Below are 13,039 nucleotides of genomic sequence, written 5' to 3'. Positions count from 1 at the left end.
CCCGCAGCCGTATATGCATATCGTGCGACCTGCCGAACCTGGGCCGGCCGGTATTGCATTGCCGCATTCCTGTGCGATAGCGATTTTAGTGTGGCAACCCGCGAAGCGGAATTCTTTCGGCTGTAGCTGAATTGATGTTCCGGAATTTGGAGACGGATGTATGCCTGTCCTTGTGAGGCTATCCGAGAAGCACAAGATCGGTAATAATGACCGGCAACACCGACGGCCATTCTGCGAGTACCTAACATATCGGGGAGGTCGACACCGTCATGAAATTTGCCATGGCAAGTTATGGCACGCGCGGCGATATCGAACCTGCCGTTGCTGTCGGACGAGAACTGCAGCGCAGAGGCCATGAAGTGCGCATGGCGGTGCCGCCAGACTTGATCGGCTTCGCCGAGTCTGTCGGGCTCTCGGCAGTTCCCTATGGCGTCCAGGTGGGGCCCCAGCTCGATGAGTATCGCGACCTGTGGATGTCGTGGACCCGTCATTTTTGGAGGGTTCAGGATTTGGTTGCGTTGTGTCAGCAGGCGCTGAAACTGGTAACCGAACAGTGGTCGGAAATGAGTAAGGCCCTTGTGTCGGTGGCCGAAGGGGCGGATCTGCTGTCGACCAGTGTGGGCTATGAGGAGCCGGCCGCCAATGTTGCCGAGTTCTACGGAATCCCACTGGTTGCCCTACACACCATGCCGTGGCGCCCCAATGGTCAGCTCTTTCCTGGCTTGCCGCCGCCGGTGACCCGCACAGCGATGACCGCCTACGACTGGTTGACCTGGCGTGTGACCAAGAGGGCTGAGGATGCGCAACGACGCGAGCTGGGTTTACCGAGGGCGACAAGCCCTTCGCCGCGGCGGATCGGGCAGCGTGGCTCACTGGAAATCCAGGCCTACGACCGTATTTGCTTCCGCGGGCTGGCAGATGAGTGGGCGAAGTACGGCGAGCGAAGGCCTTTCGTGGGGGCACTGACCATGGAATTGACCACTGCGGCCGATGACGAGGTCATGTCCTGGATTGCCGCCGGTCCACCGCCTATCTGTTTCGCTTCGGGAAGCATTCCGGTGGAATCTCCGGCGGAGACCGTCGAGATGATCGGTTCAGCGTGCGCGGAATTGGGGGAGCGTGCGTTGGTGTGCGCCGGCGCCACTGACTTCAGCGACGTACGTCCACCCGAGCACGTCAAGGTGGTCGGCGTGGTGAACTATGCGGCGGTCTTTCCGGTGAGTCGGGCGATTGTTCACCACGGTGGGTCGGGCACCACGGCCGCGAGCCTGCGCGCCGGAGTGCCTACCTTGATCCTGTGGACCGTCGGTGATCAGCCATTTTGGGGAAATCAGCTCAAGCGCATGAAAGTGGGCGCCTCTCGGCGCTTTTCGACCACTTCCCGGGACACCTTGGTCTCGGACCTGCGGGAGATCCTCAGCCCCGACTATGCGGTTCGGGCGCGGGAGATCGCTCCCCACATGTCCAAGCCGTACGAGAGTGTGGGCAAGGCAGCCGACCTTTTGGAGGAGCGGGCTGCTCGTGTTTAGGTCAGTTGTCATCGCGCGGCAGTCCATGCGGGAAGAACCCCGCGCGATGTCATCTGGACCATCGATATCATTGACCCGGAACGCATTACCGGTGCGTGCCGGTTACCTGGCTGGTCCGTAAAGAACGGGAGGAATCGGCTTTGTCGACATCTGTACTCATCTCTGGTGGAGCGGGATTCATTGGATCCGCGCTATCCAACCGCCTCGTGCAGGCGGGATACGACGTCGCGGTGATGGACGTCCTACATCCTCAGGTGCATGCCAGGGGCCGGGACATCGACCTCCCGCCATCGGTGCGGCTGTTCACGGGCGACGTGACCCATGCCCCCGACTGGGATGCGGTGCTGCGGTTGTTCGAACCCGCGCAGGTTGTCCATTTGGCTGCGGAGACGGGTACCGCGCAGTCGCTTTCGGAAGCGACGCGTCACGGCTCGGTCAATGTGGTGGGTACCACCCAACTCCTTGATGCCCTGAGCCGTGCGGCTTTTGTGCCCGACCAGCTGGTACTCGCATCGTCGCGCGCGGTGTACGGCGAAGGTGCCTGGCAGTCCGGTGCGGAAGTGTTCTACCCACGCCCGCGCAGCCATGCCCAGCTACTTGCCGGCCAGTGGGATCCGAAGGGTCCCACCGGTGAGCCTTCGGAACCGCTCGCCAGCTGCGCCAGTAGGACAGAGCCCCGGCCCACCAATATCTATGCGGGTACAAAACTTGCCCAAGAACATCTGTTGGCTTCCTGGGCGGCCGCCCATGACACCAACCTCAGCGTTCTGCGTCTGCAGAATGTGTATGGGCCCGGTCAGTCACTCACCAACTCGTACACCGGAATCGTCACGCTCTTCGCGCGTCTGGCACGCGAGAAGCAGTCCTTGGAGGTGTACGAGGATGGACGGATAGTTCGCGATTTCGTCTTTATCGACGATGTTGTCGATGCGCTCTTTGCCGCGGTACACACACCCGCAGTCGAGCGACGCACTCTCGACATCGGTTCTGGTACTGCGACAACCATTCATGAGTTGGCTCGTAAGGTTGCGGACATCTGTGCGGCGCCCGAACCCACCGTTGTCGGGAAGTTTCGGGATGGCGATGTGCGGGCCGCGAGCTGTGACGTCGAGCCGGCAATCGAGCAGCTCGCGTGGAGCCCGAAGTGGACGCTCGAGGATGGCCTGCACGCACTTCTGGAATGGATCGACAAGGACTGCCCGAATCGCTTTTGAGCGCATCGCCGCCCCACTGTGGTCTGGTGGCGAGAAACCCTGTCGCGAATATGAATCATCAGTTGTGACAATGTTTTCCAACTACATGTGGAAACACCGGAAAGCCTGATCTCGAACTGAGATGACGATACGATGACGCTTCCGGCGAAGAGTGGTGGAGGCGCATGAAGCTCGGTTCTGTATTCGATCCGCGAAACAACGCGCTGAACGCATGTCGGCTCGCCTTGGCGACAGAGGTGATCCTTTTTCACTCGTTTCCGCTTACGGGTCACGTGGTGGAATCCAAGGCGATACTTCAACTGCTGTTTTCGGTAGGAGTTGACGGATTCTTTGCTCTTTCGGGATTTCTGATCACTGCTAGTTGGCTCCGTAATCCCAGCTCGCGCGACTACTTCATCGCGCGAGCCCTGCGCATCCTGCCCGGGTACTACGTGGTACTGGCGGTAACGGCGTTTGTCATCGCTCCGCTCAGTGTTGCGATCCAGGGCGGATCGGCCGCGAGGCTGCTGTTCTCCAGTGCGCCGATCGAATACATGTTGAAGAACAGCGCGCTGATTCAGCTCCAGTTCGACGTGGGTGGGACGCCGCGCGATATCCCGTATCCGGGAATCTGGAACGCGTCCCTGTGGTCGCTCGTATTCGAAGTGATGTGCTACATCGCCGTAGCGGGGTTGGGGCTGCTCGGGCTCGCCAGCCGTCGCTGGACCGCACCGGTGATACTGATATTGGCAACGATTGCGGCGATTCTCCTGCCGCCGCTAACCTTCCCTGGGCTATGGACAATTCCGCAGCTCGCGGTGCGCAGTGCCATCATGTTTTCCGCCGGTGCACTGCTGTATCAGTGGCGAGATGTGATTCCGGCCCGGTGGTCGCTTGTGTCGGTGAGCGTGGTGATTGTGCTGGCGTCGGGCATGTTGCCCGACTACCGCGTCATCGGTGCTCTTCCGCTTGCTTACGCCGTCGTCGTTTCGGGTGTGCTGATCAAGAACAAGCGCATGAATATCCAGACGGACCTGTCATACGGTGTCTATATCTATGCCTCGCCGACGCAGCAGTTCTTAGCTGTCGCAGGCCTCGCCAGCCTGAATCCGTTTGTTTTCTTTATTGTTTCGGCGGGTGCGACGTTGGTGCCCGCCGCATTCAGTTGGTTCCTGGTCGAGAAGCGTGCCCTCGCGCTCAAGTCGCGCCTCAAACGCAAGCATGCCGATCAGGCGGCGACGCGTGCGGGGCCCGCGGGCTCGGATAGCCGCGCGCCGCGAGAACGGGCTCTATCGCCGCGCGAGGACAGTTAGCGCATAGGTGTCGCCATGGATATGTCGGTAGGCTGATTCGCATGGCATTTCGGGATTCTGAGAATGGGCGATGTTCTTCGAACATCAAAGGACAGCAAAGGATCTCGTGATCATGCCGCTCTTCCGATTGGCACTGCAGCGCAAACCTCCGTTCATTGCGCGGCGTTATCCGTACGGGTCCCGCCGTCGAATGCTCGGTGCGCTGGGGCCGGACCTGGCCAGGACGGTCTCGATGCGGGCCGACAACTCGGCACCGGCGGAAACCCCCATCGGGAGCATCTTCGAGAACACCGACAACGTCCACAAGCTGCGTCATTACCTGCCCATCTACCAGCGTGCGCTCACGGGGATCGAGCGAATGCTCGAGATCGGGGTGGATCGGGGCGGATCCCTACAGATGTGGCGGGAACACCTGCCTCAGGCCACCATTGTGGGTCTGGACATCAGCCCCAAGTCTGCGCAGCACGACGACCCGGGGCGTGGTATCCACGTGCGGATCGGTGACCAGACCGATCCGCACTTTCTCGGTACGGTGGTTGAGGAGTTCGGCCCGTTCGACGCCGTCCTCGATGATGGTGGCCACACCCCGAAACAGATGATCGGGTCGTTCAGGTATCTATTTCCGCGTCTGCGGCCCGGCGGGGTCTACATCGTGGAGGACGTCTGCGCGAACTACTGGACGATCTATCGTGACCAGCGCCAATCGTTCATCGATTTCACCAAATGGCTGATGGACGCTATGCACGCTCATTATATGGAGATGAGCTCGGTCTACCAGATCATGGAGGACCATCCCAAGCGGCTTGAGACAGTCGAGGTGCCGTTCGCGGCCACCATCATCGACCGGATCGAGGTGTTCGACTCCGTAGTCGTGATTCATCGCGCAGAAGAGTCGAAGCGGCTACCCCGTGCCGTGTTCCGATGAGGCTGAATATTAATGAAGGGTGGCAGGATCTCCGATCGCCAGCGTGCCGCAGATATTTGGCGACATTCGTTCACAAGAATTCTTGACAGATTCTGCTGAAAATGCAGCCCCTACAAGGGGAGTAGCCCGGTCCGAAACGTATCGACGGAGTCGCACAGACGGCTATTGTTAGCGCTGGGACGGGACACCAGCATTTCGAGATAGGGGCAGTTCTTGACCGTGACCGATTACGACACTCGATCCGCTTATCTGGGCCTGCTTCGACAGGACCTCACCCGATACGGAGTTGATGAACTTGTGCCAGTGGGTTGGAACTGGCTGCACCGCCCCTTTTTCAAATTTGGCGACTACGTGCTTGTGCGCAAGCGTCCGTTCGACGCGCACAAGCGTGACTTGGGCCTGGATTGGCCGGCGGATGCGCTGACGATGATCGGTATGCAGCGACTTACCAGCCTGCAGCAGTGCGTCGAGACGGTGCTTGCCGATGATGTGCCTGGCGACCTGGTCGAATGCGGTGTGTGGCGCGGTGGTGCGTCCATCCTGATGCGCGGGGTTCTGGCCGCGTATGGGGACACCACGCGGAACGTGTGGCTCTGCGATTCGTTCGAGGGCGTACCTCCGCCGGATACCGCGCATTACAAGGCGGACAAGGGCGACAGGCTGCACCTTGCGGCGCCGATCCTGGCGGTGACCGAAAAGAATGTCAGGGCTAATTTCCAGCGCTATGGATTGTTGGATGACCAGGTTCGATTTGTTCCAGGCTGGTTCAAAGACACGCTGCATGATGCCCCGATTCAACAAATCGCTGTATTGCGGCTTGATGGCGACCTCTATGAATCCACAATCCAGGCGCTCGACGGGCTTTACGAACGTTTGTCTCCCGGAGGTTTTTGCATCATCGACGACTACCATGCGCTCGACTCGTGCAAACAGGCCGTCACCGATTACCGCACGAAGCACGGGATAACCGCCGAGATCAAGGAAATTGACGGAACAGGCGTGTTCTGGCGTAAGGAATGACGGCGGCCCGACTCCGCTGAACCGCGATACCCGAAAGGCGTTAGAGGCGATGAAGTTTGTGCTGGCGAGCTACGGAACCCGGGGTGATGTCGAGCCCTCTGTTGTCGTGGCTCGTGAGTTACAGCGCAGGGGACACGATGTGGTCATGGCTGTGCCGCCCGACCTGATCGGCTTCACGGAGTCGGCCGGTCTGGAGACCGTTTCCTACGGGTTGGATACGAAGACCTGGCTGGACGTGTATCGCAATTTCTGGACGTTCTTCTTCCACACCTTCTGGAAGGTGGGGGAGATTCGGACGATGTGGCGTCAGATGTGGGAGCTCAGCGACGAATGCTGGGCGCAGATGAACACCACGCTGATGTCCGCGGCCCAGGATGCCGATGTGTTGTTCGCGGGCCAGAGCTACCAGGAGCCCGCTGCGAATGTCGCTGAATACCATGACATTCCATTGGTCACACTTCATCACATCCCGATGCGGCCGAACGGTCAGCTTGTCACCATCCTGCCGTCCCGGTTGGGGCGTGCGGCGATGACAGCGTTCGACTGGTTTGCTTGGCGCCTGAATAAGAAGGTGGAGGACACGCAGCGGCGTGAGCTCCGCCTACCCAAGGCCTCACGGCCGTCGCCTCAGCGGATCGCCGAGCGCGGCTCCCTGGAGATCCAGGGCTATGACGAGGTCTGTTTTCCCGGCCTGGCCGAGGAGTGGAAGGAATGGGATGGCTTGCGGCCGTTTGTCGGCTCGCTGACCATGGCGTTGACCGCCGAGGCCGACGGTGACGTCGCCTCATGGATCGCTGCCGGGACGCCGCCAATCTTCTTCGGATTTGGCAGTATGCCGGTCGAATCCCCCACTGCCGCACTCGAGATGATCGGCTCGGCGTGCGCGGAGCTGGGAGAGCGGGCCTTGATAGGCGCGGGATGGACAGACTTCAGCGATGCGCAGCTTCCCGACCACGTGAAGGTCGTGGGAGCAGTCAACTACGCGACGGTCTTTCCGGCCTGCCGGGCGGTTGTGCATCACGGGGGGTCCGGCACCACCGCGGCAAGCCTGCGCGCCGGGGTCCCCACGTTGATCTTGTCGATGGATGCCAATCAGACGCTTTGGGGTGGACAGATAAAGAAGCTGAAAGTGGGTACCACGCGGCGTTTTTCGACCACCACGCGAGAATCTCTGATTGCGGATCTGCGCCAGATTCTTGCACCGGACTACGTTGACCGGGCTCGCGAGCTCGCCAACGGAATGACCAAACCGGGTGAGAGCGCGGAGGCCGCCGCTGATGCCATGGAGCAGTTCGCTCGCTCAAGGTGTTCCGCGTGAGTGGGCCGGAGGGGCCGAGGCCAGCGAGAAACTCGACGCTCGGCCAGGTATTCGACCCGAGAAACAATGCGCTTAACGCATGGCGGTTGATCCTGGCGGTCAGCGTCATCTTCTGGCACTCCTGGCCGCTGACCGGTCGAACGATCACCTATCGCCCATTCGAGCAACTCATCGAGCAGGTCGGCGTCGACGGCTTCTTTGCGATATCGGGCTTTCTCATCACCGCGAGTTGGCTGCGCAAACCCAAGCTTCGTGACTTCGCGATTGCCCGTGGCCTTCGCATCTTCCCGGGGCTGTGGGTGTGTCTACTGATCATCGCGTTCGTCATAGCCCCCATCAGTGTCCTCATCCAGGGCGGATCGGTCTCGGCGTTGTTCTCGTCGCACAAGCCGGTCGAGTACGTCATCAACAATGGTCTGCTGAACGTGTACTACGCCGGTGTCGATGGCACCCCGCGCGGTGTCCCATGGCCGGGCGTGTGGAACGGGTCAATCTGGACGCTTGTCTTCGAGATGATCTGCTACATCGCGGTGGCAGTGCTGGGCGTCGTCGGACTCCTGAAGCGGCGATGGGTTGTTCCCGCAGCCTTTGTGCTATTCCTTTGTGCCACGGCGTATCTCTCGTACCCGGTCTTCGCGGCGACTTCTATCGCGCAGATGGTGGCACGGTTCGCTGTCATGTTCGCGGCAGGAGCCCTGCTGAACCAGTACAAAGACGTCATTCCCGCGCGCTGGTCGCTCGTTGCGGTGAGCGTCGTGATCGTGCTGGCTTCCGGACTGTTGGAGAACTATCGGGATATCGCGGCCTTGCCGTTGGCGTATGCGGTCATAGTGTCGGGCTCGCTCATCCACAATCCACGACTGAACCTGCGCAACGACCTGTCCTACGGCACGTACATCTATGCCTATCCCGTGCAACAGCTACTGGTCGTCATGGGACTGGGTAGTCTGAATCTGTTGCTGTTCTTCGCTATTGCCACTGCGGCCACCGTGCCGCTAGCGGCCTTCAGTTGGTTTGTGGTGGAAAAGCAAGCGATCTCGCTGAAGTCTCGACTGAACCGAAAACGTCCCGCAGAGGTAGACGCCGCGCCAGCGGCGCCGGTGGAGCGCGATGCGGTGTGAGGGCCGGATATGGCATCGATCAGCTTGTGAGCCATAGCTATTCGACGTGATTGAATCGATTCGCCACGCGCTTTTCTCATCTCCAACCTGACGACGGATGCTATCGTTTCCGCTGTGGCAGATGAGCTAACGCTCCGTACCCGTATTTGGCTGTGGGCGGTTCGCAAGGAATATTGGCTTGCGCGCACGCTCCTGCCCAACGTCTATTCGAACGATGCGCTGATTTGTTTCAATAATCACGCATTCCTCGATGACCCGGCGTTCCAGCGTGCATACCAGCGCGGTGTCCGCGCGCTCGGTGGCACCGACTGGTATCAGTGGCATTGGCGCGTACATGTCGGGCTGTGGGCGGCTGCCAGTGCGAGCAAGGTGAAGGGTGACTTCGTCGAATGTGGCGTCAGCTACGGCTTTTTGAGCAGCGCCATCATGGAGTACCTCGATTGGGATCGACTGGGGAAGACCTTTTATCTCCTCGACACCTTCGCCGGACTCGACCCGCGCTTCGTCAGCGCGGGTGAACGCGACTCGGGGGCGCTTGAGAAGAGCGAGGAACTCGTACGCAACGGCATGTACGTGAGCTCCGTGGACAGCGTCAAGGCGAACTTTGCGCAGTGGAAGAACCAGCGCGTTATCGCTGGAGCAGTTCCGGAAACGCTTGAGGAAGTCCATGCCGATGCGGTGGCATTCCTGCATATCGACATGAACTGCGCACCACCCGAAGTCGCGACACTGCGATACTTCTGGCCGCGACTTTCACCAGGAGCATTTGTGCTCCTGGACGACTACGCGAATCGCGGTCGCGACGAACAGCGTATTGCCATGGATGAGGTGGCGCGCGATTTGGGCGTATACATCGTGGCCTTGCCGACCGGCCAGGGTCTGATTATCAAACCACCGCAGTAAGGGTCATTTCTTACTTGCCTTACCGCGGGCGGCGGCCTCGAAGAGATCTGCGGCCTTGGTGACGCTTTCCTCGGGGCTGGTCATCCGAGTAGCCAACTCTCGGGCGGCCACCGCGTACTCGGGCGCCAGGATACGACGCAGATCGGCCACCAGTGTTTTTCGATTGGTCGCCGAGAACCGGCGAGCAGCACCGACTTTCAACCTGCCGAGCTGGTTTCCCCAGTACGGCTGATCGGCCGTGCTCCACAGAATCAGCGTCGGGGTGCCGGCTCGCAGACTCGCGGCCGTGGTGCCCGAACCTCCGTGATGAACAACGGCTCGGCTGGCGGCGAAGACCGCCGAGTAGTTGACGGCGCCCACGACCTTGACATGGTCGGGTTGGACGATGTCACCGAAATCGGTACCGCCGGCGCAGACAAGCGCCCGCTCACCCAGTTCCGCACACGCAGAACTAATCATCTCGATGGTGCCGGCCGGTGATTCGAGCGGAATGCTGCCGGTGGCGAAGCAGATCGGCGGTTTCCCCGCGGCGATCCAGGACGCCACCTCATGGTCGGCGGTGGTAGATAACCCCATCGTGAGGGCGCCGACGAAAGGCCGCTTGCCATTCCATTTCGCCCACTCATTGGCCAGTCCGGGAACGGAGACCGCGTCGTAGGCTTGTATTTCGATGGCTGCGCTGCGGGCGATCCGACGCGGCGAGGGTCCGGTGGCCTCAGGTAAGCCGAGCTCGCGTCGCTGCGTGTCCTCGGCGTCCTTCGTGGCGCGCCACAGCAGCCATTCGGAGAGCATTCCGCCCGATCGTACGAGCGGTGCCGGAAGCATCGGAAGCAGTTGACCGTTGGGTCGCATCGGGAAGTGGTGCAGCATCATCAGGGGGATGTCGAAATACTCGGCCACGTTGGCGGCCGATTGCTCGAAGTTGAGTCCTGTCGACAACAGATCAGCCCCGTCTGTCACCGAGGTGAGCGTCGCGCTGGTGTCACTCCAGTACCGGGCAATCGGCGCCCAAAGCTCACGCAGCGTACCGACGGGGTTGCGTACCAACTGAGTCCAGAAATTCCGGAGGAACTCGTCCTGTAGGAAATCCTGTAGTTCCGGGCCATAGGGAACCGCGGCCAGTCCAGCCGACTCCGCGAAGGTGACGAGGTCCGGGGGGACAGCCACGCAGACGTCGTGTCCTCGTCGGGTCAGCTCGCATCCGACGCTGACGGAGGGCTCGACGTCGCCGCGAGTGCCGTAGCACGCCAGCGCAAACTTCATTCCGTTCCTGGCCCTTCAGTCGTTGTCGCGTTGGTGGACCGAATAACTGAGTCATTATCTCTGGTTCTCCAACTGTCGCAAGGCAGTTCGGAGTTCGATAAGCCAGCCTGAAACTCAGAACTCTGCCATAATTCGTCTATGGTGCGCAGTCATCCGGTTCGGAAGTCGCGAGATTGGGTCATCTTCAAGCTGAACGCTCAGTTCACTCAGGCGGTGCAGAAGTTCATCTACCGGCATGCCACCCGTAAGCTCGAAACAGAGAACGTCGTGTTCCTCAATTACGGCTACGAAGAGGATCCGGCGATGGATGTCCCGTTGTCGGCTTCCGATGAGCCCGATCGGTATTCCATTCAGCTCTACCACAGCACCGCTACCCAGACGGAGCTCGACGGTAGGCGGGTGCTGGAGGTCGGTTGTGGCCACGGCGGCGGAGCTTCCTACCTCGTACGCACATTGCATCCGACGTCCTACACGGGGCTGGATCTCAATCCGGACGGGATCGAGTTCTGTCGCAAACGGCACAATCTTCCGGGCCTGGAGTTCACGCACGGAGATGCGCAGAACCTGCCATTCACCGATCAGTCCTTCGATGCGGTGATCAATATCGAGTCGTCGCACCTGTATCCCCAATTTCCGGTGTTTCTCACCGAGGTGGCGCGCGTGCTTCGTCCGGGCGGACATTTTCTCTACGCAGATGCGCGCAGCGCTCAGGATGTCGCTGGGTGGAAGGTGGCGCTCGCGAACGCGCCGCTACGGATGGTGTCCGAGCGGGGGATCAATGTCGAGGTCCGGCGCGGGATGGAGAAGAACCTGGAGCGCTGGCGGTACGTGATCGATCGCGCTACGCCCAGACTCTTGCGCGGGTTGGTTCGCAGGTTTGCGCCGGCTCAGCGTGCTTACGAGGACCTACGGAGCGGGGGAGCGGTGGAGTATCGGATGTACAGCTTCACCAAGGCATAGGCCTTGCGGCAGATTCGTCTTCCGACAAGGATTTTCATCGTCGAGTGGGTATAGTCAAAGCATGAACGTCGTCGAGTCGATAGAGCGCGGTCTGGACTGGCTCGCGACGCCCAGGCAGTTACCCGGGCGCTTGGAGATGGAGACTCGGCGGGGTAAGCGCCTGGAGCTGGAAGTCGTTTCCGTCGCGATCCGGCTGCCGATCCTCAATGGTGCCGTGGTGCGACTACCGGTGTTTGTCATGCTGATGCCAGCCGGATCGTCGCCCATCGAGGGAACGCAAGCCCGTCCCGAGCACCTCGACGACTGAACTATTTCGGTAGCGGGCTCGCCGTGGGCCGGGGCTTCGCGGTCCGCATGAAAATATCGTCTTCTCGGGCGCTCTCATCGTTGGTCAAAGCGGTCTCGCGCGCGGCTTCCGCACACTTTTGGCGATGTGCGACGAGGAACGCTGTGAGGATGCTGTGCTCGGTGTAATCGGTGCGGGTATGGACGATCTTCGCGGCCACAGGATATTTCTGGCGATGCCCGCATAACAATGTTTTTCGTGGAATTTGTTGCAGCACCGACTGGAGCCGCTGAGGTGGCCAAACTGCCATGGATATCTTCGGTATTTCTTATAGACGAGAACTTAATTCGTAGTGGTTTGTCACCACATTTACTTCCAGGTACCCGATACTCCGTCACATTCTGTTGCTAGGGCGGCTTCTGCCCCATCAGTTCTCGGCTGAATCAGAATTCAGGTCGCGGCGAGTTCATTCGATACGCCCCAGGTTGTAACACTCTCGGCGCAGCGCGCAATGTAACGGAATGGCCCGACTTGTTACCTGAACTCGAAAAACATCCAAATATTGAGCTGTGGGCTACTTCTTCAAGTTACTTGATTAAGACGCGCAGCAAGCCCCAATATTAGGTAACGTGCGTCTCCAGTTCTGATATCATACTTTGCTGGACGATAGGCGAACCGGTGGTCACTTGATTGCTCTCGCTGACGGCCCCGCGCTCGCCTCACGTGGCGTGCTCAGACTTGGTATACTCGTATGCGCGTTCATCGCAACAACTAGAGATCTATCTAACCATACTTGAACTGGATAAATACATTCATACCGATTTTGTGGCTAATTAGTTGCGGTAGTAAGCAATGATGTGTCAAAGTTGCGAAGATTAGAACTTTGTGAAACCCGCTACGCCGCTATAAATTCAGCCGTATGTTTGCGATGTCCACCGAAGCAACCTGGAGAAAGCGTGAGCATCAATCCATTCGATGATGACAAGGGAAGCTTTTTCGTCTTGGTCAACGACGAGGAGCAGCACAGCCTATGGCCGGCTTTCGCCGATGTGCCTGATGGCTGGCGGGTTGTATTTGGTGAAGCGGACCGTGCCGCCTGCCTGGAGTACATCGAACAAAACTGGACCGATATCCGGCCGAAGAGCCTGCGCGAGAGATTGGCGCAGGGTGGGGGTCTTGGGCGCTGAACCTTCGGAGAGGGGGTAGGC

The 13,039-nt window shown here is 59.9% G+C and carries 13 protein-coding genes; 11 read left to right on the top strand and 2 right to left on the bottom strand.

The annotated features are described in order from the left end of the window. The first annotated feature begins 269 nt into the window (after positions 1-269). The 8 genes from AOT87_RS23360 (at position 270) to AOT87_RS23325 (ending at position 9,322) form a co-directional block, all read left to right on the top strand. Positions 270-1,529 (top strand): glycosyltransferase, encoded by a 1,260-nt coding sequence (locus tag AOT87_RS23360; RefSeq protein WP_057968088.1) that lies wholly within the window; start codon positions 270-272, stop codon positions 1,527-1,529. 140 nt (positions 1,530-1,669) lie between these two features. Then, positions 1,670-2,743, top strand: a complete 1,074-nt coding sequence (locus AOT87_RS23355) for an NAD-dependent epimerase/dehydratase family protein (protein ID WP_057968140.1) — start codon at positions 1,670-1,672, stop codon at positions 2,741-2,743. A gap of 164 nt (positions 2,744-2,907) precedes the next feature. Next, entirely contained in the window at positions 2,908-4,035 is a 1,128-nt protein-coding gene (locus AOT87_RS23350; protein WP_057968087.1) for an acyltransferase, read from the top strand. 190 nt (positions 4,036-4,225) lie between these two features. Beyond that, positions 4,226-4,960: a class I SAM-dependent methyltransferase gene (locus AOT87_RS23345; RefSeq protein ID WP_057968139.1), complete on the top strand. Its 735-nt coding sequence runs from the start codon at positions 4,226-4,228 to the stop codon at positions 4,958-4,960. Between the two features lie 219 nt (positions 4,961-5,179). Next, entirely contained in the window at positions 5,180-5,980 is an 801-nt protein-coding gene (locus AOT87_RS23340) for a TylF/MycF/NovP-related O-methyltransferase (RefSeq protein WP_030096374.1), read from the top strand. Positions 5,981-6,029: 49 nt separating this feature from the next. Then, on the top strand, positions 6,030-7,298 hold the full coding sequence (locus tag AOT87_RS23335; RefSeq protein WP_057968086.1) for a glycosyltransferase: 1,269 nt from the start codon (positions 6,030-6,032) through the stop codon (positions 7,296-7,298). Continuing rightward, positions 7,295-8,419 carry an acyltransferase gene (locus AOT87_RS23330; protein WP_057968138.1) on the top strand — a complete coding sequence of 375 codons (1,125 nt, stop codon included), beginning with the start codon at positions 7,295-7,297 and terminating at the stop codon, positions 8,417-8,419. Before AOT87_RS23335 ends, AOT87_RS23330 begins: the two co-directional genes overlap by 4 nt. 114 nt (positions 8,420-8,533) lie before the next feature. Beyond that, the gene (locus AOT87_RS23325; protein ID WP_030096377.1) at positions 8,534-9,322 is read left to right on the top strand and encodes a TylF/MycF/NovP-related O-methyltransferase; all 789 of its coding nucleotides are present in this window, start codon (positions 8,534-8,536) and stop codon (positions 9,320-9,322) included. Between the two features lie 3 nt (positions 9,323-9,325). On the opposite strand, the gene AOT87_RS23320 is transcribed toward AOT87_RS23325, so the two are convergent. Beyond that, positions 9,326-10,585: a glycosyltransferase gene (locus tag AOT87_RS23320; protein ID WP_057968085.1), complete on the bottom strand. Its 1,260-nt coding sequence runs from the start codon at positions 10,583-10,585 to the stop codon at positions 9,326-9,328. 180 nt (positions 10,586-10,765) lie between these two features. On the opposite strand from AOT87_RS23320, the gene mtf2 reads away from it, so the two are divergent. Together mtf2 and AOT87_RS23310 are read left to right on the top strand one after the other, a co-directional pair. Then, the gene (mtf2, locus tag AOT87_RS23315; RefSeq protein WP_030096379.1) at positions 10,766-11,545 is read left to right on the top strand and encodes a fatty-acid O-methyltransferase Mtf2; all 780 of its coding nucleotides are present in this window, start codon (positions 10,766-10,768) and stop codon (positions 11,543-11,545) included. Between the two features lie 61 nt (positions 11,546-11,606). Further along, positions 11,607-11,852 carry a hypothetical protein gene (locus AOT87_RS23310; RefSeq protein ID WP_030096380.1) on the top strand — a complete coding sequence of 82 codons (246 nt, stop codon included), beginning with the start codon at positions 11,607-11,609 and terminating at the stop codon, positions 11,850-11,852. Position 11,853: 1 nt separating this feature from the next. Here the strand turns inward: AOT87_RS23310 and AOT87_RS23305 are convergent, their stop codons facing one another. Further along, positions 11,854-12,141 (bottom strand): hypothetical protein, encoded by a 288-nt coding sequence (locus AOT87_RS23305; protein WP_131727333.1) that lies wholly within the window; start codon positions 12,139-12,141, stop codon positions 11,854-11,856. 646 nt (positions 12,142-12,787) lie between these two features. Between AOT87_RS23305 and AOT87_RS23300 the strand changes: the two genes are divergently transcribed. Continuing rightward, on the top strand, positions 12,788-13,018 hold the full coding sequence (locus AOT87_RS23300) for an MbtH family protein (protein WP_005062145.1): 231 nt from the start codon (positions 12,788-12,790) through the stop codon (positions 13,016-13,018). Positions 13,019-13,039: the final 21 nt, after the last annotated feature.

The organism is Mycobacteroides sp. H003, from assembly GCF_001440135.1.
Lineage (GTDB): Bacteria > Actinomycetota > Actinomycetes > Mycobacteriales > Mycobacteriaceae > Mycobacterium > Mycobacterium gwanakae.
Note: the sequence above shows the minus strand (reverse complement) of the source record. Positions and strands in the feature narration are given on the sequence as shown.

Bases quoted from the DNA above. Each gene is read 5' to 3' on its own strand.
- AOT87_RS23360 (WP_057968088.1), top strand. From the start codon at position 270: ATGAAATTTGCCATGGCAAGTTATGGCACGCGCGGCGATATCGAACCT.
- AOT87_RS23350 (WP_057968087.1), top strand. From the start codon at position 2,908: ATGAAGCTCGGTTCTGTATTCGATCCGCGAAACAACGCGCTGAACGCA.
- AOT87_RS23345 (WP_057968139.1), top strand. From the start codon at position 4,226: ATGCTCGGTGCGCTGGGGCCGGACCTGGCCAGGACGGTCTCGATGCGG.
- AOT87_RS23335 (WP_057968086.1), top strand. From the start codon at position 6,030: ATGAAGTTTGTGCTGGCGAGCTACGGAACCCGGGGTGATGTCGAGCCC.
- AOT87_RS23320 (WP_057968085.1), bottom strand. From the start codon at position 10,585: ATGAAGTTTGCGCTGGCGTGCTACGGCACTCGCGGCGACGTCGAGCCC.
- AOT87_RS23310 (WP_030096380.1), top strand. From the start codon at position 11,607: ATGAACGTCGTCGAGTCGATAGAGCGCGGTCTGGACTGGCTCGCGACG.
- AOT87_RS23305 (WP_131727333.1), bottom strand. From the start codon at position 12,141: ATGGCAGTTTGGCCACCTCAGCGGCTCCAGTCGGTGCTGCAACAAATT.